Genomic DNA, 26,371 nt, shown 5'->3' with positions numbered 1-26,371 from the left:
AGTCTCGCCCTCACGACGATACGGACGCGTTCCGTCGTGACGGTTCCGTCCCGACGCGCTCCGCCCCTCCACCCTCCGTCGAAAGCGCCCGCCGTGACCCTGACACTGCCCCCGCCGCCGACCGCGACCCCCGCCGACGCCCGGCCCGCACCCGCACCCTCCGGTGAGGACCTCCGGGCCCTCGCCCGCCGCCACGGCCTCTCCGTCAGCGGCGCCCGGCCGCCCCTCCCCGCCTACGTGCGGCAGCTCTGGGCCCGCCGCGACTTCATCGCGGCCTTCGCGACCGCCCGGCTCACCGCCCAGTACAGCCAGGCCCGGCTCGGCCAGCTGTGGCAGCTGATGACCCCGCTGCTCAACGCGGCCGTGTACTACCTGATGTTCGGCGTCCTGATGAACGTCCAGCACGGCGTCCCGGACTACCTCCCCTTCCTCCTCACCGGCGTCTTCGTGTGGACCTTCACCGCCAACACGCTGACCGCCGGCACGCGCGCGATCAGCGGCAACCTCGGCCTGGTCCGCGCCCTGCACTTCCCCCGCGCGAGCCTCCCCCTCTCCCTCGCGCTGCTCCAGCTCCAGCAACTCCTCCTGTCGCTCGGCGCGCTCGTCGTGATCCTGCTCTGCTTCGGGGAGTTCCCGACCTGGAGCTGGCTGCTCGCGGTGCCGGCGATCGCGCTCCAGGCCCTCTTCAGCGCCGGACTCTCGCTCGCCCTCGCCCGGCTCGCCGCCCGCACCCCGGACATCAGCCAGCTGATGCCGTTCGTGCTGCGCACCTGGATGTACGTCTCGGGCGTGATGTGGTCGATCGGCTCCATGGCGTCGAGCGGACGCTTCCCCGACGGGGTGGTCCTCGCCCTCCAGTGCAATCCGGCCGCGGTCTACATCGACCTCGTCCGCTTCGCCCTCGTCGACAGCTTCACCGCGGAGAACCTGCCGCCCCATGTGTGGGCCCTGGCCGCCGGCTGGGCGGTGCTGGCCTTCGCGGGCGGCTTCGTCTGGTTCTGGAAGGCGGAGGAGACGTACGGCCGTGGCTGACCCCGTGACGACGACACCGGACCCCGCCGCCCGCTCCGGCGCGGCGGCACCGGACCCCACCGTGATCGCCGACCGCGTCCACGTCTCCTACACCGTGCCGACCGGCCCGCGCGGCAGCCGCCGGGTGCACGCCGTGAGGGGGGTCGGCTTCGTGGCGCGGCGCGGCGAGGCGATCGGCCTGATCGGTTCGAACGGATCCGGGAAATCCACCCTCCTGAAGGCCATCGCGGGCCTCCAGCCGGTGGAGAGCGGCGCGATCCACACCCGCGGCCGCCCCGCCCTCCTCGGCGTCGACGCGGCCCTCATGGGCGACCTCTCGGGCGAGCGGAACGTGATCCTCGGCGGGCTCGCCATGGGCATGCGCCGCCCGGAGATCGAGTCCCGCTACGACGAGATCGTCGACTTCTCCGGACTCTCCACCGGCAACCCCCTCGACGACCCGCTCTCCCGCCCCATGCGCACCTACTCCGCCGGCATGGGCGCCCGCCTCCGCTTCGCGATCTCCGCGACGGCCCGGAGCCACGACGTGCTCCTCATCGACGAGGCCCTGGCCACCGGGGACGCCCGCTTCCAGCGCCGCAGCCGCCGCCGGATCGACGAGCTGCGCGCCGCGGCCGGCACGGTCTTCCTCGTCGCCCACTCCCACGCCACCATCCGCGACACCTGCGACCGCGCCCTCTGGCTGGAGGCGGGGACGCTCCGCATGGACGGCCCGGCGGACGAGGTGGTGGCGGCGTACGAGGACTTCACCCGAACCGGCACCACCCCCCACCGGACCTGACCGGCCCCCACCCCGCACCCGACCCCCGGCCCAAGCGGCCGGCACCCCCACACCCCACCTTCAGCCCAACCGTCCGGCACCCCCACGCCCGCCCCGACCAGGCGGCGCCACACAGGCGAACAAATCACGCATATCACCCACCTCAGACCTAAGGTCGGAGCGTGACGACGCCCGATCCCCCCAGCCCCCGCCCCCGCTCCCGCTCCTCCGGCACCACCCCCGGCGCCTCCCCCGCCACCCCCTCACCCCCCTCCCTCACCCGCTCCCCCTTCGACTCGGACACCTTCACGTCCGCCACCTTCGTCACCGTCGGGCACGGCCCGGCCCTCGCGCTCGCCGCCGTATGGCTGCTCACGCGGCTCGGCATGCTGGCGCTGCTCACCGCCGACAGCCTCGGCATCGGCGGGGTCGGGCACGAGGTCCAGCTCCTCTACCGCCACTGGTACGGGCTGTTCGCCGATGGCACCTTCCCGCCCTCCGACCCCACCTGGCAGTACCCGCCCGGCGCCGGGCTCGTGATCATGGCGCCGGGGCTGCTCACGCCCTGGCTCGACTACACCCAGGCGTTCGTCGTGCTGACCCTGGTCGCCGACGCCGCCCTCACCCTCGGCCTCGCCCTCGCGGACCGCTCGCGGCTCACCCACGGCGCCTGGTACTGGGTCTGCGCCCTGCCGCTCCTCCTCCATCTGCCGCTCGCCCGGTACGACGTCATGGCCACCGCCCTCGCCGTCCTCGCCCTGCTGCTGTTCAAGCTCCGCTCCCCCGCCGGCCACCGGCTCGGCGGCGCGCTCGCCGGGCTCGGCGCGATGGTGAAGGTGTGGCCCGCGCTCGCGCTGATCGGCACGCCCCGGGGCCGTACGACCAGGGAGGCGTGGACGGCCGCCGCCGTCACCGCCGCCACCCTCCTCGCGGTGCTCGCGCTCTGCTTCTCCGACGCGCTGGGCTTCCTGCGCGGGCAGGGCGCCCGGGGCATCCAGATCGAGTCCCTGGGCGGCACCGCGCTCGGCCTGGCCCGCGCCGCCGGACTCTGGCCGGGGACCACGGAGATCCGCTTCGGGGCGTACGAGTACGTGGGCCCGTACGTGTCCACTCTCGGCCACCTCTTCCTGCTGCTCGCCGTCGCCGCCGCCCTGTGGCTGGTGCTGTGGCGGCTGCGCGCGACCCGCTGGTCCGAGGCCACCCCGTTCGACGCGGCCCTCGCCGCCGTGCTGCTCTTCACCGTGACGAGCCGGGTGATCAGCCCCCAGTACATGATCTGGCTGCTCGGCCTCGCCGCCGTCTGCCTGACCTCGCGCCGGACCGTGATGCGCCCGGTGGCGCTGCTCCTGCTCCCCGCGGCGGCGCTCAGCGCCCTCGCGTACCCGGTCCTCTACGCCGAGGTCGTCCTCGGCACCCCGCCCGGCCTGGCGGTGATGGTGCTGCGCAACGGCCTCCTCCTCGCCGCGGCCGCCCTCGCCGCCCACCGCCTGTGGAGGGCGTCGGTCGCCCCCGTACGGGAATGACCCCCGCTCACGGCCGAAGGGCCCCGCCGGAAGCGCGAGGCTTCCGGCGGGGCCCTTCTTCGAAGGCGGCGGTCAGCTGTGCGTGCGCAGCAGGGTCCGCATCGTCCGCATGGCCACCGACAGGTTCGCCAGGTCGAAGGTGTCCGAGCCCTGGATCTCCTCCAGGGTCGTGTGGGCCCGGCCCAGGATCGCCGCGTTCTTCTCCTCCCACGCCTTGAAGCGCTCCTCCGGCGTCGCGGAGCCGTCGCCGGCGACCAGGACGTCCGAGGTCAGCGCCGCGTGCGCGGCGAAGAGGTCCTCGCGGATGGAGGCGCGGGCCATGGACTGCCAGCGGTCGGCCCGCGGCAGCTCGATGATCCGGTCCATCAGGTCGGTGATCCGGAGCCGGTCGGCCAGGTCGTAGTAGACCTCGGCGACGGCCAGCGGGTCCTTCTCGATCCGGTCGGCGATCGCGACGATGTCGAGCGTCGGGAAGGCGGACGAGAAGCCGGCGACCCGCAGGGCCAGCTCCTCCGGGACCCCGAAGCCGGTCAGCTCGTCGAGGATCGACTGGTACCACTCGGCGTCCGAGCCGCGCAGCAGCTGCGGCAGCCGTCCCCAGACCTGCTCGACCCGCTCCGCGAAGAAGTCGATGGTCTCGCCGATCGCGAGCGGCTGCGGCCGGTTGTTGAGCAGCCAGCGGGTGCCGCGCTCGACGAGCCGGCGGGAGTGCAGCCGCATCCGGGTCTGGACCTCGGCCGGGACCCGGTTGTCGAGGGCCTCGACGGCGTCCCAGACCTCGCCGAGCCGGAAGATGGTCCGGGCCGCGGTCTGGGCCCGCACGATCTCCTCCAGCGACGCGCCGGTCTCCTCCCGGAGGCGGTGCAGGAAGGTCGAGCCGCCGGTGTTGACGGTGTCGTTGACCAGGATGGTGGTGATGATCTCGCGGCGCAGCGCGTGTCCGTCGACGGCCTCGCCGAACTTCTCGCGCAGCAGCGTCGGGAAGTAGGCGTGGAGCAGACCGGCCAGGTACGGGTCGTCGGGCAGCTCGGTGCCGATCAGCTCGTCGGCCACCGTGATCTTGGTGTAGGCGAGGAGGACGGCGAGCTCGGGCTGGCTGAGGCCCCGCTCGGTGTTGAGCAGCTCGCGGATCTGCCGGTCGTTGGGCAGGAACTCCAGGGAGCGGTCGAGCGCCCCGTCGCGGCCCAGGCGGCGCATGAAGCGCTGGTGGGCGTGGAGCAGGGAGGGCGACTGGGCGACGGCGTTGGCGAGGGCGGTGTTCTGCGCGTAGTTGTTGCGCAGGACGAGCCGGCCGACCTCGTCGGTCATCTCGGCGAGGATCCTGTTGCGCTGCTTGACGGTCATGTCGCCCTCGGCGACGAGCCCGTTGAGCAGGATCTTGATGTTGACCTCGTGGTCGGAGGTGTCGACGCCGGCGCTGTTGTCGATGGCGTCGGTGTTGATCTTGCCGCCCTCGGCCTCGGGGCCGCCGGCGCGGGCGAACTCGATGCGGCCGAGCTGGGTGGCGCCGAGGTTGCCGCCCTCGCCGACGACCTTGGCGCGGACGTCCTGGCCGTCGACGCGGATGGCGTCGTTGGCCTTGTCGCCGACGTCGGCGTTGGCCTCGGCGGAGGACTTCACGTAGGTGCCGATGCCGCCGTTCCACAGCAGGTCCACGGGGGCCTGGAGGATCGACTTCATCAGTTCGGCCGGGGTCAGCTTGGTGACGCCGTCCTCGATGCCGAGCGCGGCCCGCATGTGGGCGTTGACCGGGATCGACTTGGCGGTGCGGGGGTGGATGCCGCCGCCCGCGGACAGCAGCGAGGTGTCGTAGTCGGCCCAGGAGGAGCGGGGCAGGTCGAAGAGGCGGCGGCGCTCGGCGTAGGAGGTGGCGGCGTCCGGGTTCGGGTCGATGAAGATGTGGCGGTGGTCGAAGGCGGCCACGAGGCGGATGTGCTCGGAGAGCAGCATGCCGTTGCCGAAGACGTCGCCGGACATGTCGCCGACGCCGACGACGGTGAAGTCCTCGGTCTGGGTGTCGTGGCCGAGCTCGCGGAAGTGCCGCTTGACGGACTCCCAGGCGCCGCGGGCGGTGATGCCCATGCCCTTGTGGTCGTAGCCGGCGGAGCCGCCGGAGGCGAAGGCGTCGCCGAGCCAGAAGCCGTACGACTCCGCGACGCCGTTGGCGATGTCGGAGAAGGTGGCGGTGCCCTTGTCGGCGGCGACGACGAGGTAGGTGTCGTCCTCGTCGTGGCGGACCACGTCGAGGGGGGGCACGACCTCGCCGGCCACCAGGTTGTCGGTGATGTCGAGGAGCGCCGAGATGAAGGTCCGGTACGAGGCGATGCCCTCGGCCAGCCAGGCGTCGCGGTCGGCGGCCGGGTCGGGGAGCTGCTTGGCGACGAAGCCGCCCTTGGCGCCGACGGGCACGATGACGGTGTTCTTCACCATCTGCGCCTTGACCAGGCCGAGGATCTCGGTACGGAAGTCCTCGCGCCGGTCGGACCAGCGCAGGCCGCCTCGGGCGACCTTGCCGAAGCGCAGGTGGACGCCCTCGACGCGGGGCGAGTACACCCAGATCTCGAAGGCGGGGCGCGGGGCCGGCAGGTCGGGGATGGCCTGCGGGTCGAACTTCATGGAGACGTACGCGTGCGGCTGCCCGTCCGCGGCCTTCTGGAAGAAGTTGGTCCGCAGGGTCGCCTTGATGACGGTGAGGAAGGACCGCAGGATCCGGTCCTCGTCGAGGCTGGCGACCTGGTCGAGGGCGCCGTCGAGCTCCTCCAGGATCCCGTCGGTCAGCTCGGTGCCGGCGCGCTGCCGCTCCGGGGCCATCCGGGCCTCGAAGAGGGAGACGAGCAGCCGGGTGGTGTGGACGTTGTTGCGGAGGGTGTCCTCCATGTAGTCCTGGCTGAAGGGCGAGCTCGCCTGGCGGAGGTACTTGGCGTAGGCGCGCAGCACCATCGCCTCGCGCCAGGTGAGCCCGGCGGAGAGGACGAGGGAGTTGAAGTTGTCGTTCTCGGCCTGGCCGGTCCAGGTGGCGGAGAAGGCCTCCTGGAAGCGCTCGCGGGCGTCGTCGCCGGCGTAGTCGCCGCCGTTGCCGGTGGCGGCCGGCATGCGCAGGCCGAAGTCGTAGATCCAGGCGTGGGTGCGGTCGGCGCAGCGGAGCTCGTACGGGCGCTCGTCGGTGACCTCGACGCCGAGGCGGTTGAGGACCGGCAGGACGGCGGAGAGGGAGACCGGCTCGCCGGTCTTGTAGATCTTGAAGCGGCGCTCGCCGGGGCCGGCGGCGACGGGCTCGTAGAGGGAGAGCGCGAAGTCCTTGCCGCTGGCGGCGAGGGCCTCCATGCGGACGAGGTCGGAGACGGCGGCGCGCGGCGAGTGGTCCGCCTTGTAGCCCTCGGAGAAGGCGTTGCCGTAGCGGCGGAGCAGCTCGGCGGCGCGCTCCTCGCCGAACTCGGCGTTGAGGGCCTCGCCGAAGCCGTCGGCCCAGGAGCGGGCGGCCTCGACGAGCCGGGCCTCGATGCGGTCCACGTCGGCGTCGGTGAGGGCGGCGAGCTCGGTGCCGGGCTCGACGCGGATGACGAAGTGGAGGCGGGAGAGGATCGACTCGGTGTTCCAGGCGGTGAAGTCGACGGAGGTGCCGTTCAGCTCCTCCTTGAGGATGTCGATGATCCGCAGCCGGACGCGGGTGGTGTAGCGGTCGCGCGGCAGGTAGACGAGGGCCGAGTAGTAGCGGCCGTACTCGTCCTGGCGCAGGTAGAGCCGCAGCCGGCGCCGCTCCTGGAGGTACAGGACGCTGGTGACGACGGACCGGAGCTGGTCGACCGGGGTCTGGAACAGCTCGTCGCGCGGGTAGGTCTCCAGGATCTGGAGCAGGTCGCGGCCGTCGTGGCTGTTCGGGGAGAAGCCGGCGCCGGCCAGCACCTCCTGGACCTTGCGCTTGACGACGGGGACCCGGCGGACCGACTCGGTGTACGCGGCGGACGAGAAGAGGCCGAGGAAGCGGCGCTCGCCGATGACGTTGCCGTCGGCGTCGAACTTCTTCACGCCGACGTAGTCGAGGTACGAGGGGCGGTGGACGGTCGCGCGGCTGTTGGCCTTCGTCAGGATGAGCAGCTTGTGCTCGCGGGCCTTGGCGCGGGCGTCGGCGGGGAGCCTGCTGAAGGACGGGGAGACCGGGTGGGCGTGGTGGCCGGACTCGCCGTCGGTGTGGTGCGGGTCGGAGCGCAGGATGCCGAGGCCGGTGCCGGGCACGGCGGCGAGCGCGTCACCGTCGACGAGCTCGTACTCGCGGTAGCCGAGGAAGGTGAAGTGGTCGTCGGCGAGCCAGCGCAGCAGCTCCTGGGCCTCCTCGACCTCGGTGGGCCGCAGGTCGGAGGCGGTGGGCTCGGCGGGCAGGCCGTCGGCGATGCGCAGCGCGGCGTCGCGCATCTTCTCCCAGTCCTCGACGGTCTCGCGGACGTCGGAGAGGACGCGGAGCAGATCGGTGGTGATCTGCTTGAGGTCGGCCTTGTCGGTCTCGCGGTCGATCTCGACGTGGATCCAGGACTCGGCGAGCGCGTCGTGCGGCAGCTCGCCGTGGATCTGGGTCGACAGGACCTCGATGAGCCTGCCGGTGATGTCACGGCGGACGAGGACCTGCGGGTGGATCACGACGTGGATGCCGCGGCCCTGGCGGGAGAGCTCGTTGGTGACGGAGTCGACGAGGAACGGCATGTCGTCGGTGACGACCTCGACGACGGAGTGGCTGCTGGTCCAGCCGTTCTCCTCGACCGTCGGGGTGTGCACGCGGACGTTCGCGGTGCCCTGGGGGCGGTTCTCCGCGAGCCGGTAGTGGGCCAGCGCGGCGCCGAAGACGTCGTCCGGGTCGCGGTCGCCGAGGTCCTCGGGGGCGGTGTGCAGGTAGTAGCGCTGGAGGTAGTCGAGCACCGTGTCCCGGTCCGGGCGGCCGCCCTCCGGGCCCGTCGGAAGTCGCCCCCCGACCGGGCTGTGCTCAGCTACGCGGGCGGCCCTCTCGAGCAGCTCGGCCTTTGCTTCGTCCAGCTTGGTCTGCATGTCCTCTGACTCCTGTCGCGCGCCGTTGCGTGACGTCGGTGGGTAGGGCGGAACGCCTCGACGCGGTGTCTCCGGTCGAAGTCGACGTTAGGCCCGGCTGAGAGATGCCCGGATGGAAACCGGCCACAAAGAGCGGCGATTCCGGACGGAGGGGATCGGCGAACGCACGGGCGGCCCGGCCGCGTGAGCGGACCGGGCGGCAGCCGGGGGCAGCATTGCCCCCGCGGCGTATCGCGCTGATCACGGGAAAAGCCTATCGCTCAAGCCCCCTGCCCCGTCATGAGCCGTATGTGTACAAAAGCGGGGGTGGAAGTTTGACGTTCTGGACAGCGACACATGCACTCTTGGCGGATCGCGCGGAACGGTGCAGCGTGGACGCGAGCACGACGACGACCGACCATCCCTGAGACCGGGAGAACCATGGCGAAGATCTTGATCGTGACGGGGGACGCGGCGGAATCGCTGGAGGTGTTGTACCCGTACCAGCGTCTGCTCGAAGAAGGGTACGAGGTCGACATCGCCGCTCCGGCGCGCAAGCAGCTCCGGTTCGTGGTGCACGACTTCGAGCCCGGTTACGACACGTACACGGAGAAGCCCGGCTACACCTGGCCCGCCGACCTGGCCTTCTCGGAGGTCGATCCGGGCGACTACGCGGCGGTGGTGATCCCCGGCGGCCGGGCCCCGGAGTACCTGCGCAACGACCCGGAGCTCCGCAAGATCCTCAAGTCGTTCTTCGACGCGGACAAGCCGGTGGCCCAGATCTGCCACGGGCCGCTGCTCACGGCGGCGGTCGGCGGCCTGGTGGGGCGCCGGGTCACGGCGTACCCGGCCCTCGAACTGGACATGCAGTCGGCGGGCGCCGACTTCCAGGACTCGGCGGCGGTCGTCGACGGGCTGCTGGTCTCCTCGCGCGCCTGGCCGGACCACCCGACGTGGATGCGCGAGTTCCTGAAGGTGCTGCGCGCGAAGGGCTGACGCAGGAGGAGGACGGGGTCGTACGCGGGCGCCCACGGCCCCGTACGGCCCCGCGCTCCCCGCCCGGGGCTTTCACCCCCGCCCCGCTCACCGCCGGGGGCTCACACCAGCTCCTCCGCGACGGAGACGGCCTCCTCCAGGGAGTCCACCACCGGCACGCCGACCCGCTCCAGCGAGGCCCGGCTGTGCGACCCGCCGGTGAAGAGCACGGCCCTCGCGCCGACGTGCGCGGCGGCCAGCGCGTCGTCGGCCGCGTCGCCGATGACGACGATCCGCTCGGCCGGGACGGCCAGGGCCTCCAGATGGCGCACCATGTTCGCGGACTTGCCCTCGGTGGACCGGTCGGTGCGCCCGTCGACCCGGACGAAGCGCTCCGCGATCCCGTGCCGCCGCACCAGCGGCAGCAGGTCGGCGTGCGGGGCCAGCGAGAGCAGCGACTGGGTGGCCCCGGCGGTCTGCCGGGCGGCCAGCAGCTCGGCGGCGCCCGCGGTCAGGACGCAGCCCTCGGCACGCTCCCAGTAGTGCCGGTGGAAGGTCCCGTCCATGAGGGTCCACTCGGCGTCGGTGGGCAGCCGGCCCATCAGCCGCTCGTAGAACCTCGGCACCGGGACGGTGTACAGCTCGCGGTACCGCTCCAGGGTGAGCGGTTCGAGGCCGAGCTCCGCGAAGGCGGCGTTGGTGGCGCCGATGACGGCGCCGATGTCGTCGAGCAGGGTGCCGTTCCAGTCCCAGACCAGATGCTTCCCCGTGTGCTGCTTCCCCATGGGCAGACGGTACAGGCCGCGGTCTCAGCCGAGGAGGGAGGGGATCTCCTGGACGCCGAACCAGAGCAGCTCGTGGTCCTCCGCCCCGTCCACGACGAACCGCGCGTCGTCGTCGCCCTGGTCGGCGGCGCCCAGGGCGGCGGCCGCGGCGGTGACGTCCGCCTCGGCGTCGTCCGCGTCGGCGTGCACGGCGGCGGCCTTGGCGAGCGCCACGGCGGAGGCGATCCGCACCTCGCCGATCGCGCCGGCGTCGAGCCCGCGGTCCGGGTCCGCGGCGGCGTCCTTGTCGGCGACGTCGACCGCGACGACCACCCGGCGGCGCGGCGCCTCCGGGTCCCCCGCGACCAGGCGCAGCGAGGCGGCGGCGGCGCGGCTGAGCGCCGCGTACTCCAGCTCCTCGATGTCGTCGGAGACGTACCACTCGCGCAGCGCGGGCGTGACGGCGTAGGCGGTCAGCGGGCCGGGCCCCAGCTCGCCCGCCTCGTGCGCCTGTGCGAGACCGGGAAGGGTCAGAGGGACGTACACGCGCATGGCTGGCCGCTTTCGTAGTCGGAAACGCCCTCAGGATACGTCCGGCCCCCGCGCCCCGGGATGTCCACCCATGGCCCTGAACCCCTCTGATAGGTGAATCACTCAGCGTGTCCGCCCCGGCCGCCGCGACCCTTGCGGTGCCCGAACCGCGCCCAGTACAAGATCCCCACGAGAAGTTACCGACCGGTACCGTCCGGTCACTCTCCGAAGGGACACCCGTGCGCCACGCGACCGCGAACCCGACCGCCCCCTCCCCCGCCCCGCCGGGCACGAGCACCCGCCCGAGCCCCGTCCCGGCCGCCCCCCGGGCCACCGCCGCCCCCGACACCACCGCCCGCCCGGCCACCGCCACCCCGGCAGTCCCCGCCGCCCGGGCCGTCCCCGCCACCCCGGCGATCCCGGCCGCTCGGGCCACCCCCGCCGTCCCTGCTGCCCCCGCCGTCCCGGTCACTCCGGCCACTCCGGCCTTCCCGGTAGTCCCCGCCGCCCGGACCAGGGCGCCGGGCACCGCCCCGCACGCGCCGCGCCCCACGTCCCACCGTGCCGCCTCAGCGGGCCGCACCCGGGCCCTCGTACCCCCGCAGGGCACCCCCGGCCGGCGGGCGGGATGCACAGGAACGGGGGCGGGCGCGGGGACAGGGACGGGAACGGGGACAGGGACGGGAGCGGGAGCGGGCGCGGGGAGGCGGACGCTGCCCGTGCACACCGCCTTCGCGGAGCGGCTGCTCGCCGTGCTCAGCGGGGACCGGCCGGTGCACTCGATGCTGGGCCTGACCGTCGGCGAGGCGTACGAGCAGCTGGTCCGCCTCGCGCCCAGGACGGCGGCCCGCGGCCCCGGGCCCCGCCCGGTGCTCCGCCGGTGCGCCGCCCAGCCGCACTCCGGCGACACCGTCCTGGAGGTCTTCGCCTCACTCGCCGCCGGCCACCGCGTCCGCGCCCTCGCCTTCCGTCTGGAGCGCGGCCCCGACCAGCGCTGGCGCTGCGCCGCCGTCGAGCTGGACGGCCTCGGCCGGCTCGTCGGAGGCGGCGCCCAGCCATGACGAAGGGCCCCGCCGGAACACCTCCGGCAGGGCCCTTCACCGACTCGCCCCGGGCCGACCCCCACGGAGTCGGCGCGCGTCAGGCCGTCACTTCTTGCGGCGACGCCCGCCCGCGTTCTTCTGCGCCTTGCGGCGCTCCGCCCGCGTCGTCCCGTCGCCCGCGTCGTCACCCTCCGACGCGAAGTCACCCTCCACGACACCGCCGTCGCCGTCCACCGACGGCGCCGAGAAGTGCAGCCGGTCCGGCCGCTGCGGCGCGTCGAGGCCCTTCGCGCGGATCTCCGGACGCCCGCCCGCCGGAGCGGCCTCGGCCTTGTCCAGGGACGGCGCGCCGGCCTGCACCGGGACCTCCTCGACCTGCTGCTCGACCTGGACCTCCAGGTTGAACAGGTAGCCGACGGACTCCTCCTTGATGCCCTCCATCATGGCGGTGAACATGTCGAAGCCCTCGCGCTGGTACTCGACCAGCGGGTCCTTCTGCGCCATCGCGCGCAGGCCGATGCCCTCCTGGAGGTAGTCCATCTCGTAGAGGTGCTCGCGCCACTTGCGGTCGAGGACCGAGAGGACGACCCGGCGCTCCAGCTCACGCATGATCTCGGAGCCGAGCTGCGTCTCCCGCGCCTCGTACTGCTCGTGGATGTCGTCCTTGATGGACTCCTCGATGAACTCCGCGGTGATGCCCGCGCGGTCGCCCGCCGTGTCCTCCAGCTCGTCGACGGTGACCTTCACCGGGTAGAGCTGCTTGAAGGCGCTCCACAGCCGGTCCAGGTCCCACTCCTCCGCGAAGCCCTCGGCGGTCTCCTGGCGGATGTAGTCGTCGATCGTGTCGTCCATGAAGTGGCGGATCTGGTCGTGCAGGTCCTCGCCCTCCAGGACGCGGCGGCGCTCGCCGTAGATGACCTCGCGCTGCCGGTTGAGGACCTCGTCGTACTTCAGGACGTTCTTGCGCGTCTCGAAGTTCTGCGTCTCGACCTGCGACTGGGCGGAGGCGATCGCCCGGGTGACCATCTTGTTCTCGATCGGCACGTCGTCCGGCACGTTCGCCATGGCCATCACGCGCTCGACCATCTGCGCCTTGAAGAGGCGCATCAGGTCGTCACCGAGCGACAGGTAGAAACGGGACTCGCCCGGGTCGCCCTGACGGCCCGAACGACCGCGCAGCTGGTTGTCGATACGCCGCGACTCGTGACGCTCCGTGCCCAGCACGTACAGCCCGCCGAGGTCCTTGACCTCCTCGAACTCCGCCTTCACGGCCTTCTCGGCCCGCTCCATCGCACCGGGCAGGGCCGCGGCCCACTCCTCGACGTGCTCGACCGGGTCCAGACCCGCCTGGCGCAGCTCCGCCTCGGCGAGGTCGTCCGGGTTGCCGCCGAGCTTGATGTCGGTACCGCGGCCGGCCATGTTGGTGGCGACCGTGACGGCGCCGCGACGGCCCGCCTGGGCGACGATCGTGGCCTCGCGCTCGTGGTGCTTGGCGTTCAGCACCTCGTGCGGCACACCCCGCTTGGAGAGCTGCTGCGAGAGGTACTCGGACTTCTCGACCGACGTGGTGCCGACGAGGACCGGCTGGCCCTTCTCGTGCTTCTCGACGATGTCGTCGACGACCGCGGCGAACTTGGCCACCTCGGTGCGGTAGATCAGGTCGGACTGGTCCTTGCGCTGCATCGGCTTGTTCGTCGGGATCGGAACGACGCCGAGCTTGTAGATCTGGTGGAACTCGGCCGCCTCGGTCATCGCCGTACCGGTCATGCCGGAGAGCTTGTCGTAGAGGCGGAAGAAGTTCTGGAGGGTGATCGTGGCGAGCGTCTGGTTCTCGTCCTTGATCTGCACGCCCTCCTTGGCCTCGATGGCCTGGTGCATGCCCTCGTTGTACCGTCGGCCGGCGAGGATACGGCCGGTGTGCTCGTCGACGATCATGACCTCGCCGTCGATGACGACGTAGTCCTTGTCCTTCTTGAACAGTTCCTTCGCCTTGATGGCGTTGTTCAGGTAGCCGACGAGCGGCGTGTTCACCGACTCGTAGAGGTTGTCGATGCCGAGCCAGTCCTCGACCTTGGCGACACCGGCCTCGTGGATGCCGACCGTGCGCTTCTTCTCGTCGACCTCGTAGTCGCCGGTCTCCTCGATGCCCTTCAGCTGGTTGCCGGGCTCACCCCTGGTGAGGCGGGTGACCAGCTTCGCGAAGTCGCCGTACCACTTGGTGGCCTGGTCGGCCGGACCGGAGATGATCAGCGGCGTACGGGCCTCGTCGACGAGGATCGAGTCGACCTCGTCGACACACGCGTAGTTGTGGCCGCGCTGGACCAGCTCGTCCTTCGACCACGCCATGTTGTCGCGCAGGTAGTCGAAGCCGAACTCGTTGTTCGTGCCGTACGTGATGTCGCAGGCGTACTGCTCACGGCGCTGCGCCGGGGTCATGTTGGCCAGGATGCAGCCGACCTCCAGGCCCAGGAACTTGTGGACGCGGCCCATCATCTCGGAGTCGCGCTCGGCCAGGTAGTCGTTGACCGTGATCAGGTGCACGCCCTTGCCGGACAGCGCGTTGAGGTACGCCGGCAGCGTGCCGACGAGGGTCTTGCCCTCACCGGTCTTCATCTCGGCGACGTAACCGAGGTGGAGCGCGGCACCGCCCATGATCTGGACGTCGTAGTGGCGCTGGCCGAGGACGCGCTTGGCGGCCTCGCGGACCGTGGCGAAGGCCTCGGGCAGCAGGTCGTCGAGGCTCTCGCCGTCGGCGTACCGCTGCTTGTACTCCTCCGTGAGGGCCCGCAGGTCGGCGTCGGAGAGGTTGACGAAGTCCTCTTCGATGGAGTTGACCTGGTCCGCGATGCGGTGCAGTTTGCGCAGGATCTTGCCTTCGCCTGCACGCATGAGCTTGTTGAAGACGGACACTGAGGCTGGTCTCCTTGCCGGTCGGGCCTGGCACTGGGTCTTGTCACGGACACGAGCGCGGGCACGGCAGGTGGTCCCCACCGCAACGGCCATCGTAAGCGAGACCACCCTCACGGAGGGAGGCCCCGCAGACCAGCCGCCGCACGTCCGCCCGCAAAGAGAACGCACGAGGTGGGCGGAAGGTGCCGCGCCTTCCGAAAAGTGTTCGCTTCCGCCGGGCGGCCGTCCCCACAATCCGGGCATGGATCCCATCACGCTCACCAGCGAACGCCTCCGGCTCCGCAGCTTCGTCCCGGAGGACGAGGACGTCGTGCACTCCCACTGCCAGGACCCCGCCATCCGCCGCTGGACGACCGTCCCGGACCCGTACACGCGCGAGGCCGCCGCCTTCTTCCTCAACCGGCTGGTCCCGGACGGCTGGCGCGAGGACACCGACTACGCCTTCGCCGTCGAGCCGCTGGACGGCGGCCCCCTGATCGCCGCCACCGGCCTCCACGACCGCGGCGAAGGCGTCTGGGAGGTCGGCTTCTGGCTCGCCCCCGGACACCGCGGCCGGGGCTACATGGCCGAAGCCGTCAGAACGGCCGCCCACTGGGCCTTCACCGGCCTCGGCTGCGTCCGGCTGATCTGGCGCGCCGAGGTCGGCAACACCGGCTCCCGCGCCGTCGCCGAACGCGTCGGCTTCACCCTGGAGGGTGTCCAGCGCGCCGGCCTCCTCCACAAGGGCACGCTCCGGGACGCCTGGACCGGCTCCCTGCTCCCCTCCGACTTCGGCCTCCCCGGCCCCCTCCCGTACCTCCCGCCGCGCGAGGCCCCGCCCGCCGTCGGCCCCCGGCCGGCCGGCCGCCCCGAGGGCCCCGGCGCTGTCGGTCCCGGGGCCTAGGGTTTCCGCATGACGACCGTGCCGACCACCCCGAAGACAACCCCGAAGCCCGCCCCCCAGCCCGTCGCCGAGCTCTCCGCCGCCGAGGCCCGCCGGATCGCCCTGCGCGCCCAGGGCTTCCTCGGCACGCCCGACCGCAGGGCCGGGGTCCGCGGGGTGCTCCGTCACCTCGGCCAGGTCCAGCTGGACACCATCTCCGTCCTGGCCCGCTCGCACGAACTCATCCCGTACGCGCGCCTCGGCGCCGTCGGCCGCACCGCCGTGGAGGAGGCGTACTGGTCCGAGGGACACGCCTTCGAGTACTGGTCGCACGCCGCCTGCGTCCTCCCCGTCGAGGAGTGGCCCCTCTTCGCCTTCCGCCGCCGCGCCTACCGCGACCGCCCGCACTGGCACCACGCCCTCGCGGACGGCTCCTACGCCAAGGTGATCGACCAGCTGCGCGCCGAGGGCCCCCGCACGGCGACCGAGCTCGGCGGCGCCAAGAACAAGGGCGAGTGGTGGGACTGGTCCGACACCAAGATCGCGGTCGAGCGGGCGCTGATGTTCGGCGAGGTCGTCGTCACCGAGCGGCGCGGCTGGAAGCGGGTGTACGACCTGGCGGAGCGGGCGATCCCCGAGGAGCTGCGCCACGACGACCTGGACGACACCGAGTGCGTGCGGCGTCTCGTCCGGCAGGCGGGCGAGGCGCTGGGCGTGGGCACGCGCGCGGACATCGCCGACTACCACCGGCTCAAGGCGGAGCAGTTCGACGCGGTGGTGGCGGACTCGGGCCTCGTGCCGGTGGCGGTGGAGGGCTGGGGGAAGCCGGCCTGGGCGGACCCGGCGGCGCTCGCCACGGAGCCGCGCGGCCGGCACCGCACCACGCTCCTGTCCCCCTTCGACTCGCTGATCTGGGAGCGGGCGCGCACGGAGCGGATCTTCGGCTTCACCCACCGCCTCGAGGCCTATGTGCCGAAGCCGAAGCGGGTGCACGGCTACTTCGCGATGCCGGTCCTGGCCGGCGGCCGTCTGGTCGGCCGCGTGGACCCGGCCCGCGAGGGCCGCACCCTGGTGGCCAAGCAGGTCTCCCTGGACGGCCCGAAGGCGGTCCCCGCGGTCGCCCGGGCCCTCCGCGAGGCCGCGGACTGGGTCGGCTGCGACACGGTCCGCGCGGAGCGCGTGGACCCCCCGGAGCTGGCCCCGCCGCTCACGAAGGCACTGGACGCGTAGCGCCCGGCCCTACCGGATCTCCAGGATCTTCTCCCGCATCGCGTAGACCACGGCCTCCATGCGGGAGTGGAGCTGAAGCTTCTCCAGGATGTTCCGCACGTGGTTCTTCACCGTGTTCTCGGAGATGAACAGCTCCTTGGCGATGTCCCGGTTGTTCATGCCGGTCGCGACGAGCTTGAGGACCTCCAGCTCGCGGTCGGTCAGCCGGGGCGCGGGGACGAGCCGGCGCTCGTCGGTGCGCTGGATCATCGACTTGAACTCGGTGAGGAGCTTCGACGCCATCGACGGACTGATCTGCGACTGCCCGTCCGCGACGGCGCGGATCGCGGTGGCGACCTCGTCGGTGGAAATCTCCTTCAGCAGGTAGCCGGTGGCCCCCGCCTTGATCGCGTCGTAGAGGTCGGCCTCCTCGTCGCTGATCGTCAGCATGATGATCTTCGCGCTGGGGGCGACCTCCTTGATGGAGGTGCACGCCTCGATGCCGCCGCGCCGGGGCATCCGCACGTCCATGAGGACGATGTCGGGCAGCAGGTCCGCCGCCTTCTCGACCGCCTCGGCTCCGTCGCCCGCCTCCCCGACGACCTGGATGTCCTCCTCGTGGGCGAGGACGATCTCCAGTCCGCGCCGGAAAAGCGCGTGGTCGTCCACGACCAGTACCCGGATCGGCTCCTTGCGGGACGCCTCACCGGCTGATTCCGATCCTTCCGGGACACCCTCATGGGCAAGCGCACCGCGCCCATGCCCGCTGAGCACCGGGCCGAAGCTGTCTGCCATCGTTCCTCCCCCTGAAGGCCGTGGCCTGAATTCGTTTCCGGTCCCCAACCACTGCCCGGGAAGCACCGGTTGGCGTGCACGCCATGATTTCATGCCCCGGCGGTCCCGAGGTGGCCCCATGGGCGCACAGGGGTGCCCCTGGGGGGCGCGGGGAGCGCTCCAGGGGCACCGGACGGAACACATGAGGCGGGTGGTGCGGTACCGGAAGGCCGGGCCGACCGGTCAGTCGTTCGACGGGTCAGCCGCCGAGCGCACCGCCCGCACCACCGCTGTTCTCGGCGAGCGGGTCGTTCTCCAAGTGGATGACGCCGTAGTCATAGGCGTGGCGCCGGTAGACGACGCTCGGCTGCTTGGTCTCGGCGTCGACGAAGAGATAGAAGTCGTGGCCGACCAGTTCCATCTCGTACAGCGCCTGGTCGAGTCCCATCGCGGCGGCCTTGTGCGTCTTCTCGCGGACCACCAGCGGGCCTTCGCCCTGGACCTCGATCGAGCCCATCATCGTGGTGGGCACCTCGGCGCCGGTCTCGTCGGCGACGAGTTCGCCCTGCCCGTTCAGCTGGGCCACACCGGGGACGACGTCGGCGACCTCCGCCGCGGAGAGCCGCCCGTTGCCCCGGCGGGTGTAGCGCTTGTCATGCTGCTTGCGAAGCCTGGCCTCCAGCTTGTCGCTGGCCAGGTCGAGGGCCGCGTACGGGTCGCCGGCCGACGCTTCCGCCCGGATGACCGGGCCTCGGGAGTGGAGGGTGATCTCCACCCGGTCGGACCTGTCGGCCTGCCGCGGGTTGGGCTCCTTGGACACCTCGACGTCGAGGCTGATCACCTTGCCGTCGAGCTTCTGGATCTTCTCCAGCTTCAGCTTCTCGGCCACGTGCTTGCGGAACCGCTCAGGCACCTCGGTCTTGCGGCCCTTGACGACGATGTCCACGCAGAACTCCGTTCCCGGATCGCCCGTTCGACTCCTAGGCCGACGGGCATCTCCCTTTGCACCAGCCCCGGCGGTCTCACCGGAGCACGGACTTGGCGACTTCGACCTCCTCCTCCCCAGCCGACAAGATCGCCACCCCATCGACGAGAGGTTAATTCGCCTTTAACTCCTGTCCTGTGCGCAACCATGTATGCGTTGAAGGATCGGACTTTCATCCGCCCTCACAACCGAACATAGCCCCTTCGGACGGGTGTCGGCACCCGCTGCCGAGACTTACCTCCATTCGGAGGCTTTCACCTCTCACCACCTGCAACGATCCAAGTTCTGGGCGAGTTCCGGTTTATTTCGAACGAAGCGGGAGAGGATGCGATCACAGCCGCCACCCGCTGTTCGAATTCGTGCTGCGCGAAATCATGCGGGGATCTTTCCGCCGCCCCGGCCGTGAACGGCGGGTGTACGACTCCGAGGGCGCGCGCCGCCTCCGCGAGCGTCGCACCGGTGGTCATCAGGTCGTCCACCAGAACCACCCGACCGTTCGCCAGCGGCCGCCCGCCGCCCGGCACCACCTCCAGCGCCCCGGCCAGGTTCACCCACCGCCCGCGCGCCCCGAGCCCCGCCTGGTCCGCGACGGCCCGCCGCTGCCGCAGCACCGGCACCACCCGCGCCGACCGCCCGGACCGCCGCAGCCGGGCCGCCGCGGCCAGCGCCACCCGACGCGTCGGATCATGCCCCCGCTCCCGCACCGAGCGCCGCGAGGACGGCACCGGCACCAAGAGCAGCGGACCGCTCCCGCAGTCGCCCACAGCGGCCTCCACGGCCCGTGCGAGCGCCTCCCCGAGCCCCCGGGCCAACCCCAGCGCCCCGCGCTCCTTGTGGGCGATCAGCAGATTCCTGACGACCCCCTCGTACGGCAGGGCGGCGTGCACCACGGGCAACCCGACCGGCTCCGGCGCAGGCCGCACCCGGGGAGGGGCCCCCACCCCGCCCCCTCCCCCGCTCCCGCCGTCCCCCGCCAGCACCCCCGCGCACCGCGTGCACAGTCCCGCGCGAGGCGTCCCGCATCCCTCGCACGCGACGGGCAGCACCAGCCCGGAGATCTCGCGCCACCAGCCCCGCATGGGTCTACTCTGACGGCGCCCGGCGGGCCCCGCCATCCCTGTGGACAACCCCCTGTGGACAAGTCGGCGCAGCCACCCGATCGCCCGGTCTCGCGGCACAGCCGCCAGGTCTCCCGGCACAGCCGCCCCATCGCCCCATCGCCCGATCACCCGATCCCGCGATCTCAAGGCAAAGCCGCCCGATCCCGCGATCCCCCGGCGCGGCCCCCGATCACACGATCTCCCGTCCGGAGGGGACCCGCCCCGCTACCCGGGGTAGACCGGCCCGCTCCCGGACTTCACCACCGGCTGCCAGTTGGCCCCGGGCATCAGGCGCACGATGCCGTCGTTGCCGGAGGAGGCGATCAGCGGATCGGCCTCGTTGCGGGACGCGGCGACCCCGTTGACCCCGTTCAGGCCCGGCAGCACCGAGCTCGCGGAGGTGGAGCCGTCGGTCTGGAGGTAGCGGATCTGCTGCACGCCGCCGGCCTCGCGGCCGACCACGACGAGCCGGGACGGCCCGGCCCAGGAGACGGAGGAGACCGACTCCATGCGGGGCGCCACCGGCTGGAGGTCCTCCACGGACACGACCTCGTGGTCCGCGCCGTCCTGCCGCTCGATCCGGCCGATCTGGAGGGTGGTCCGCCCGTCCCGGGTGATCAGGAGCGCGATGCGGACCCCGTCGGCGGAGACCCGCAGCGACTCGATCCGGGTGCCCTCCGTCAGCCACGGCGTGTGGACCTCGATCCATCTGCCGTTGCCGTCGGGCACGACCACCAGCCTCTGGTGGCCCTGGGCGCGGTCGGCGACCCACAGGTCGCCCTGCCCGTCCCAGCTGGGCTGGGAGAGCCGGTCCTTCGGCGCCGCGGCAGGGCCGGCCGCGCTCTTGAGGACCGCCGGCAGCTGCTCCTGCTCGGTGGTGATCGAGGAGACGAAGAGCGAGGCGCCGTCCTTGGACACCCCGGCCGCCAGGGCCCCGTCGCGGGCCACGGCGACCGAGCCCAGCGGCACGGTGCCCTTGCCCAGCGGCCCCGGCACCTCGGGCGTCTGGACGGTGTCCTTCCCGTCGGTCTGGAGCGTCCTCATGCGGTCGTTCTCGTCGATGAAGTACGGGGTCTCGGCCTGCCCGGTGTCCCGGACCGCCTCGAACTCGGCCGCCTGCGCCTTCCCGAGCCGGCAGACGACGTTGCCGCCCTCGTCCTGGAGCTCCACCTGGTCGACCCGTACGGAGGGCAGGTCGCCGAGCGTGACCAGCAGCTGGGCGGCCAGCCGCCGGCACACCTCGCCTCCGAACCGGTCGGCCTTCACGTTGAGCGGCACCTTGAGCGTGGACTGGTCGTCCGTGGTCAGCGTGGTGACGTCGCTGTTCAGCTCCGTCCCGGACGGGAAGGGCGAGTCGACCGCCGGCCGCAGCCAGTTCGACGGCCCCGCGAGGAGCGCCTTCACGGTCTGTGTCACCGGGTCCATGCGGGTGACCGGGTCCTGCCGCTGCCGGATGTAGACGGGGTCGGCGACCAGCCAGTTCTCGCCGGAGGCGAAGTAGTACTTGTTGACCGACCGGTAGTTGCGCAGGAAGTCGGCCTCGCCGAGGACGAGGCCGGGCGGCAGGGTGTCGATCCGCCACTCCTTGTCCTTGCTGTTGGCCACGGGCTCCTGGACGACGTGGATCGCCTGGGCGTACTCCACCGAGCTGACCGCCTGGTAGGCGTGCCGGGAGTCGACGGTCGCGATCGTCCGGCCGGAGATCGGGTAGGCGCGGCCCTGGTTCTCGGGGTCCTCGTGGCGGTCGGCCGGCTCGCGGTCGGGGGCGGTGGCGAGCACCGTGATGCTCTGCTCCGGCTTCCAGGTCTTGGCGGCGGTCCGGCTCAGGTACTTGCGGGCGGTCGCGAAGCCGGGGTCGTCGCTGGTCATGGCTTCGAGGAAGCCGTCGACGATCTCGTCCGGGTTCGCCCCCTCACGGGGGGCGACGGCGTAGACCCGTACCTGCGAGTCGCCGGGGTTGGCTCCCCGGACCGGCTGGACCTCACCGCTGTCGGGCATGGTGGCGCAGCCCGTCGCCAGGAGTGCGCCGCAGGCGGCGAGCGCCAGCGTCCGTCCGGTCCGTCCCCAGCCCGCCCGCAGTCGCGCGTCAGCGCCCACCTGTGCCGTCCTCCCGCTCCGCGTTCGCCGCCGTGTCCCTGCCGGTGCCGTGGCCGTGTTCCGTGTCCGCCGCCGTCCGGGCCACCACCCGGGCCCCGCTGCCGGGCAGCGCCGCCGGGTCGACGGCCGCCCTGGGCGGTCCCGGGATCCTCGGCGGTACGGGAGAGAGCGGGGGCCGCTCACCGGCCGGCTGGGCCGGCACCGAGGCGCTCCGGCCGGTGTCCTGGGCCCGCAGCGCGGCCTGTTCCCGGTTGCGCCGGGAGTCCTCGGGCTCCAGCGGTATCGGGGATCCCCGCAGGGGCTCGTCGGCCGTGCGCGGCAGTGTGAGCCGGAACTGCGAGCCGCCGCCGGGCTCGCCCCATGCCTGGAGCCAGCCGCCGTGCAGGCGCGCGTCCTCGACGGCGATGGACAGGCCGAGGCCCGTTCCGCCGGTGGTACGCGCGCGTGCCGGGTCGGCCCGCCAGAAGCGGTTGAAGACCCGTGTGGCCTCGCCGGGCTTCAGGCCGACGCCGTAGTCGCGTACGGCGACGGCGACGGCCCCGCCGGCCGCGGCGAGCTTCACCACGACGTCCCGGCCCTCGCCGTGCTCGACGGCGTTGACCACGAGGTTGCGCAGCACCCGCTCGACCCGGCGGGCGTCCGCCTCGGCGACGACGGGCTGTTCGTCGCCGACGACGACGATCCGGGTGCCCTTGCGTTCGGCGAGGGGCTCGGCGCCGCCGATGACCCGGCGCACCACCTGCCGCAGGTCGATCGGTTCTGCCTCCAGGGCGGCGGCGCCCGCGTCGAAGCGACTGATCTCCAGGAGGTCGGAGAGGAGCGATTCGAAGCGGTCGAGCTGGTCGCCGAGGAGTTCCGCGGAGCGGGCGGTGACGGGGTCGAAGTCGACGCGTGCCTCGTGGATGACGTCGGCCGCCATCCGGACGGTCGTCAGCGGTGTCCGCAGCTCGTGCGAGACGTCCGAGACGAAGCGCCGCTGCATCCGCGACAGCTCCTCCAGCTGCTGGATCTTCTGCTGGAGGTTGGACGCCATCTTGTTGAAGGCTTCGCCGAGGCGCGCGATGTCGTCCTCGCCGGTGACCTTCATCCGTTCCTGGAGCCGGCCGGCGGAGAGCCGCTCGGCGATCCCGGCCGCCATCCGTACGGGGGTGACGACCTGCCGTACGACGAACCAGGCGATCGCTCCGAGCAGCACCACCACGAAGAGTCCGGCGGTCGCCAGGGTCGTCTTGACCAGGTCGAGGGAGTCCTCCTCCTGGGTCAGCGGGAAGAGGTAGTACAGCTCGTACTGCTTGCCCTCGGTGTCGTTGAGGCGCTTGCCTATCACGAGGCCCGGCTCGGACGGCTTGTCGCTGGTGTAGTGGATGCGCCCGAACTTCTGGAACGGCGTGTTGCCCTGCGCGACCGAGTGCCGGAGGCCGGCGGGGACGGACCGCGCGGGGTCGACCTCGCCGGAGGCGCGGGCGCCGCGGCTCGCGGTGTCGTCGGAGTCCAGGGACAGCGCCACCACGTTGAAGGCGTTCTGGCCGCCGCTGGCGAGCTGCTCCACGAGCGTGGAGCGCCAGTTCACGGAGGATCCGGCCCGGACGCCGTCCTGGCCGGGTACGGACGGTGTGGTGGCCGCCCGGTCCTGCGCGGCGGAGAACCCGCCCGCGGCCTGGATCTGGGCCGAGTTCTCCTTGGTCTCCAGCAGACCGTTGCGGACCTGCCCGATGACGACGAGGCCCAACACCAGCACCACGCCGAGGGACATCAGGAGGGTGCCCGCGACGACCCGCAGCTGGATGTTCCGCCGCCACAGCCGTACGGCGGGCAGCAGCGGCCTGCGGACGAGCCGGGCGACGATCCGGAAGACCCGGCCGCCCGGCGTACCGTCCTGAAGCAGTCGTCCACCGCGTATCAGGCGGCCGGAACGCGAGCCCCCCCGTCCCGGTCCGGCAGCCCGCCCCGTACGGCCCCCGGGGTCCGGGGACTCCGGGGCAGCACTGCCCTTGCTCATATCAGCTCGGTCCCGCCTTGTAGCCGACTCCCCGGACGGTCACCACGATCTCGGGGCGCTCCGGGTCCTTCTCGACCTTGGAGCGCAGGCGCTGGACGTGCACGTTCACCAGCCGGGTGTCGGCGGCGTGCCGGTAGCCCCACACCTGCTCCAGGAGCACCTCGCGGGTGAAGACCTGCCACGGCTTGCGCGCGAGCGCCACCAGGAGGTCGAACTCCAGCGGCGTGAGGGCGATCGACTGCCCGTCCCGCTTCACGGAGTGTCCGGCCACGTCGATGACGAGGTCGCCGATGGTGAGCTGTTCCGGCGCGGGCTCCTCGGAGCGCCGCAGCCGTGCCCGGATGCGGGCGACGAGCTCCTTCGGCTTGAACGGCTTGACGATGTAGTCGTCGGCCCCGGACTCCAGGCCCACGACGACGTCGACGGTGTCGCTCTTGGCCGTCAGCATCACGATGGGTACGCCTGACTCGGCCCTGATGAGCCGGCACACCTCGATGCCGTCCCGTCCGGGCAGCATGAGGTCCAGCAGTACCAGGTCCGGCTTGGCCTCCCGGAATGCGGCGAGAGCCCGGTCGCCGTCCGCGACGAACGACGGCTCGAACCCTTCACCCTTGAGCACGATCCCGAGCATCTCGGCCAGTGCGGTGTCGTCGTCGACGACGAGAACGCGTCCCTTCATATCGACATCATCCCATTTCCGTATCAGTCTCAAGGCGGCTGGTGAGATACCTCACTGACCTGCGACGACGCCTCGGACGGGCGCCCTGACTCCCCGTGTACGCGCGCTCCGCCGCCAGTAACGACTGTCACCCCCGTGCCCCCGCGGTCGCCCAGAACCGTACCCCGCCGGAAGCCGAACGCCCACGTTCCGGAACAACCTTCGTATCCCCGTACGAGAAGGGGTTCCGCTCCGGCCCACACCGGGGGCCCTCATGACACGATGGCAGCCGGCCCGCCGCCCGACCGTGGACGGCCGCCGTGACCGAGCCGGTTCGCCGACCGGCACCGCGACCACATCCGCCGAGGTGGACGACCGTGAACGACACTCCGGGCCGGAACAAGCCCGGATCCGCCCCTTCCGACGGCCAGGACGACACTCCCGCGATTCCCGGGCAGTCCTCCCCGACGGAGCCGCACGACTCCGCGTCCCAGTGGTCGAAGGACCAGCCGCCGGCCGGCCGGTGGTCCCCGCCGCCCGCCGGACGCAACCGCCCGCCGGCTCCCGGCCGCGCCTGGGCGAAGCCGCCGCAGGGGGGCGGTGGCGGCTACGGCGCCGCGGCGGCCCCCAGGCCCGGTGTGATCCCGCTCCGCCCGCTGGGCGTGGGCGAGATCCTCGACGCCTCGGTCGCGACGCTGCGCCGCTACTGGCGGACGGTCCTGGCGGTCACGGTCCCGGTGGCCGTCGTGACCCAGGTCGTCCTGATGTTCGTCCAGCGCTATCTGTCCGCGGAGGCGCCGAAGCTGCACGCGGACGCGACGCCGACCGAGCAGCTGGAGGCGGCCTCCGCGTATCTGCGGGCCTCCTTCACCGAGTTGGCGCCGACCATGCTGGTCTCGGTGGCGGCCGCGGTCTTCGTCAGCGCCCTGTTGACGGTGGTGGTGAGCCGGGCCATCCTGGGCCGCCCGGTGACGCTCTCCGAGGCGTGGCGCGAGGCGAGCCCGCGCCTGCCGCAGCTCCTGCTGCTGTCGCTGGCGCTGCCGCTGGGCGCGGGGCTCCTCGCCTTCACGGCCATGCTCCCCGGGCTGCTGCTCGGTGGTGGCGGAGGCGCGACGCTGGCCTTCTTCGGTGGCGCGGCCGCTTTCCTCGCCATCGTCTGGCTGCTGATCCGCTTCAGTCTGGCCTCCCCGGCTCTGATGCTGGAGCGCCAGGGCATCGTCCCGGCGCTGAAGCGCTCGGCGAAGCTGGTCACCGGCTCCTGGTGGCGGATCTTCGGCGTGACGCTGTTGGCCCAGGTCCTGATCACCGTCTTCATCTGGGTCCTGGCGATCCCGTTCACGGCGATCGCGTTCGCCGTCGACGGCGTGGGCACGGGCTCCGCGTTCGAGCTCACCTGGACGTATCTGATCGTGATGGCCGTCGGCGGAATCATCAGCAGCGCTCTCACGTACCCGATCGCCGCCGGCGTCTCCGTCTTCCTCTACGTGGACCAGCGCATCCGCCGCGAGGCCCTGGACGTGGAACTCACGAAGGCCGCCGAATCCCCTTCGCAGCACTGATCCACCCCGCTCCGACGCGCTCCCGTCCTCCGCCCCAGGGCACCGAGGACGGGAGCTTTTCTCATCCCGGGAAAGCCCGTGGAGCCCCCTCCCCGGCAGTGCGACCGCCCCCTCGGCAGGGGGAGGGTGGGGAGGAAGTGCAAGCACCCCTGACAGGGCCTCTCCGGGCCTCCTGTGGACGCCTTGAGGGATCGGCCCGCCATCAGGGCGGGAGGGCTTGGGGCGGACAGGAGGCGGCCGGCAACAGCCGCTCGTTCCCGGGGAACCCCTGAACGCAGAAAAGCCCCGCACCATAAGGTGCGGGGCTTTCCCACAATGATTGTTCGGCGGTGTCCTACTCTCCCACAGGGTCCCCCCTGCAGTACCATCGGCGCTGAAAGGCTTAGCTTCCGGGTTCGGAATGTAACCGGGCGTTTCCCTAACGCTATGACCACCGAAACACTATGAAGTTGAACTCAACCAACCGGATTGGGAGTTCGTTACTTCAGAACTAACACAGTGGACGCGAGCAACTGAGGACAAGCCCTCGGCCTATTAGTACCGGTCAGCTCCACCCATTACTGGGCTTCCACATCCG

18 protein-coding genes and 1 rRNA gene are annotated in these 26,371 nt (G+C 72.0%); 8 read left to right on the top strand and 11 right to left on the bottom strand.

Features of this window, described 5'->3' with window-relative positions; genetic code table 11:
• Positions 1–93 precede the first annotated feature (93 nt).
• The 3 genes from ACF1BN_RS03940 to ACF1BN_RS03930 all read left to right on the top strand — a co-directional run bounded on the left by ACF1BN_RS03940 (position 94) and on the right by ACF1BN_RS03930 (position 3,315).
• A complete protein-coding gene (locus tag ACF1BN_RS03940; protein WP_392330003.1) occupies positions 94–1,032 on the top strand; it encodes an ABC transporter permease in 939 nt (312 codons plus the stop codon).
• Positions 1,025–1,813 (top strand): ABC transporter ATP-binding protein, encoded by a 789-nt coding sequence (locus ACF1BN_RS03935; RefSeq protein WP_392330002.1) that lies wholly within the window; start codon positions 1,025–1,027, stop codon positions 1,811–1,813. Before ACF1BN_RS03940 ends, ACF1BN_RS03935 begins: the two co-directional genes overlap by 8 nt.
• 161 nt (positions 1,814–1,974) lie before the next feature.
• Positions 1,975–3,315: a glycosyltransferase 87 family protein gene (locus tag ACF1BN_RS03930; RefSeq protein ID WP_392330001.1), complete on the top strand. Its 1,341-nt coding sequence runs from the start codon at positions 1,975–1,977 to the stop codon at positions 3,313–3,315.
• A 72-nt stretch (positions 3,316–3,387) separates the two neighbouring features.
• On the opposite strand, the gene ACF1BN_RS03925 is transcribed toward ACF1BN_RS03930, so the two are convergent.
• Complete coding sequence (locus ACF1BN_RS03925) at positions 3,388–8,349, bottom strand: NAD-glutamate dehydrogenase (protein ID WP_392330000.1); 4,962 nt, start codon at positions 8,347–8,349, stop codon at positions 3,388–3,390.
• A 420-nt stretch (positions 8,350–8,769) separates the two neighbouring features.
• Here ACF1BN_RS03925 and ACF1BN_RS03920 point away from each other — a divergent pair, with 420 nt between their 5' ends.
• Positions 8,770–9,324: a DJ-1/PfpI family protein gene (locus tag ACF1BN_RS03920; RefSeq protein WP_392329999.1), complete on the top strand. Its 555-nt coding sequence runs from the start codon at positions 8,770–8,772 to the stop codon at positions 9,322–9,324.
• 101 nt (positions 9,325–9,425) lie between these two features.
• Here ACF1BN_RS03920 and ACF1BN_RS03915 read toward each other — a convergent pair whose 3' ends face one another.
• Together ACF1BN_RS03915 and ACF1BN_RS03910 are read right to left on the bottom strand one after the other, a co-directional pair.
• Positions 9,426–10,088: an HAD family hydrolase gene (locus ACF1BN_RS03915; RefSeq protein WP_392329998.1), complete on the bottom strand. Its 663-nt coding sequence runs from the start codon at positions 10,086–10,088 to the stop codon at positions 9,426–9,428.
• Between the two features lie 24 nt (positions 10,089–10,112).
• Positions 10,113–10,619 (bottom strand): DUF6912 family protein, encoded by a 507-nt coding sequence (locus tag ACF1BN_RS03910; protein WP_392329997.1) that lies wholly within the window; start codon positions 10,617–10,619, stop codon positions 10,113–10,115.
• 698 nt (positions 10,620–11,317) lie between these two features.
• Here ACF1BN_RS03910 and ACF1BN_RS03905 point away from each other — a divergent pair.
• Positions 11,318–11,659, top strand: a complete 342-nt coding sequence (locus ACF1BN_RS03905; protein ID WP_392329996.1) for an Rv3235 family protein — start codon at positions 11,318–11,320, stop codon at positions 11,657–11,659.
• Between the two features lie 87 nt (positions 11,660–11,746).
• Here the strand turns inward: ACF1BN_RS03905 and secA are convergent, their stop codons facing one another.
• A complete protein-coding gene (secA, locus tag ACF1BN_RS03900) occupies positions 11,747–14,551 on the bottom strand; it encodes a preprotein translocase subunit SecA (RefSeq protein ID WP_392329995.1) in 2,805 nt (934 codons plus the stop codon).
• A gap of 241 nt (positions 14,552–14,792) precedes the next feature.
• Here secA and ACF1BN_RS03895 point away from each other — a divergent pair, with 241 nt between their 5' ends.
• Both ACF1BN_RS03895 and ACF1BN_RS03890 read left to right on the top strand, forming a co-directional pair.
• The gene (locus tag ACF1BN_RS03895; protein ID WP_392329994.1) at positions 14,793–15,434 is read left to right on the top strand and encodes a GNAT family N-acetyltransferase; all 642 of its coding nucleotides are present in this window, start codon (positions 14,793–14,795) and stop codon (positions 15,432–15,434) included.
• Between the two features lie 9 nt (positions 15,435–15,443).
• Positions 15,444–16,643 (top strand): winged helix-turn-helix domain-containing protein, encoded by a 1,200-nt coding sequence (locus ACF1BN_RS03890; protein ID WP_392329993.1) that lies wholly within the window; start codon positions 15,444–15,446, stop codon positions 16,641–16,643.
• A gap of 9 nt (positions 16,644–16,652) precedes the next feature.
• Here the strand turns inward: ACF1BN_RS03890 and ACF1BN_RS03885 are convergent, their stop codons facing one another.
• From ACF1BN_RS03885 to mtrA, 6 genes are all read right to left on the bottom strand, one after another.
• Positions 16,653–17,417, bottom strand: coding sequence for a response regulator (locus ACF1BN_RS03885; RefSeq protein ID WP_392329992.1), 765 nt, complete (start codon positions 17,415–17,417; stop codon positions 16,653–16,655).
• Between the two features lie 238 nt (positions 17,418–17,655).
• A complete protein-coding gene (gene hpf, locus ACF1BN_RS03880) occupies positions 17,656–18,342 on the bottom strand; it encodes a ribosome hibernation-promoting factor, HPF/YfiA family (protein WP_392329991.1) in 687 nt (228 codons plus the stop codon).
• A gap of 293 nt (positions 18,343–18,635) precedes the next feature.
• On the bottom strand, positions 18,636–19,460 hold the full coding sequence (locus tag ACF1BN_RS03875) for a ComF family protein (protein WP_392329990.1): 825 nt from the start codon (positions 19,458–19,460) through the stop codon (positions 18,636–18,638).
• A gap of 246 nt (positions 19,461–19,706) precedes the next feature.
• Positions 19,707–21,578, bottom strand: a complete 1,872-nt coding sequence (locus ACF1BN_RS03870) for an LpqB family beta-propeller domain-containing protein (protein WP_392329989.1) — start codon at positions 21,576–21,578, stop codon at positions 19,707–19,709.
• Complete coding sequence (mtrB, locus tag ACF1BN_RS03865; protein WP_392329988.1) at positions 21,568–23,577, bottom strand: MtrAB system histidine kinase MtrB; 2,010 nt, start codon at positions 23,575–23,577, stop codon at positions 21,568–21,570. Before mtrB ends, ACF1BN_RS03870 begins: the two co-directional genes overlap by 11 nt.
• 1 nt (position 23,578) lies before the next feature.
• The gene (mtrA, locus tag ACF1BN_RS03860) at positions 23,579–24,256 is read right to left on the bottom strand and encodes a two-component system response regulator MtrA (protein WP_376597436.1); all 678 of its coding nucleotides are present in this window, start codon (positions 24,254–24,256) and stop codon (positions 23,579–23,581) included.
• 356 nt (positions 24,257–24,612) lie between these two features.
• Between mtrA and ACF1BN_RS03855 the strand changes: the two genes are divergently transcribed.
• On the top strand, positions 24,613–25,794 hold the full coding sequence (locus tag ACF1BN_RS03855) for a glycerophosphoryl diester phosphodiesterase membrane domain-containing protein (RefSeq protein ID WP_392329987.1): 1,182 nt from the start codon (positions 24,613–24,615) through the stop codon (positions 25,792–25,794).
• A 321-nt stretch (positions 25,795–26,115) separates the two neighbouring features.
• On the opposite strand, the gene rrf is transcribed toward ACF1BN_RS03855, so the two are convergent.
• Positions 26,116–26,232 (bottom strand): 5S ribosomal RNA (rrf, locus tag ACF1BN_RS03850).
• Positions 26,233–26,371 lie beyond the last annotated feature (139 nt).

Origin of the sequence: Streptomyces sp. NPDC014861 (assembly GCF_043081625.1) — a bacterium.
Classification (GTDB): domain Bacteria; phylum Actinomycetota; class Actinomycetes; order Streptomycetales; family Streptomycetaceae; genus Streptomyces.
The sequence above is the reverse complement of the archived record's forward strand: the minus strand, read 5'-3'. Positions and strand labels throughout refer to the sequence as shown.

Coding starts and splice junctions, on each gene's coding strand:
- ACF1BN_RS03925 (WP_392330000.1), bottom strand. CDS start 8,349: ATGCAGACCAAGCTGGACGAAGCAAAGGCCGAGCTGCTCGAGAGGGCC.
- ACF1BN_RS03920 (WP_392329999.1), top strand. CDS start 8,770: ATGGCGAAGATCTTGATCGTGACGGGGGACGCGGCGGAATCGCTGGAG.
- ACF1BN_RS03915 (WP_392329998.1), bottom strand. CDS start 10,088: ATGGGGAAGCAGCACACGGGGAAGCATCTGGTCTGGGACTGGAACGGC.
- ACF1BN_RS03910 (WP_392329997.1), bottom strand. CDS start 10,619: ATGCGCGTGTACGTCCCTCTGACCCTTCCCGGTCTCGCACAGGCGCAC.
- ACF1BN_RS03895 (WP_392329994.1), top strand. CDS start 14,793: ATGGATCCCATCACGCTCACCAGCGAACGCCTCCGGCTCCGCAGCTTC.
- ACF1BN_RS03890 (WP_392329993.1), top strand. CDS start 15,444: ATGACGACCGTGCCGACCACCCCGAAGACAACCCCGAAGCCCGCCCCC.
- ACF1BN_RS03885 (WP_392329992.1), bottom strand. CDS start 17,417: ATGGCAGACAGCTTCGGCCCGGTGCTCAGCGGGCATGGGCGCGGTGCG.
- ACF1BN_RS03875 (WP_392329990.1), bottom strand. CDS start 19,460: ATGCGGGGCTGGTGGCGCGAGATCTCCGGGCTGGTGCTGCCCGTCGCG.
- mtrB (WP_392329988.1), bottom strand. CDS start 23,577: ATGAGCAAGGGCAGTGCTGCCCCGGAGTCCCCGGACCCCGGGGGCCGT.
- mtrA (WP_376597436.1), bottom strand. CDS start 24,256: ATGAAGGGACGCGTTCTCGTCGTCGACGACGACACCGCACTGGCCGAG.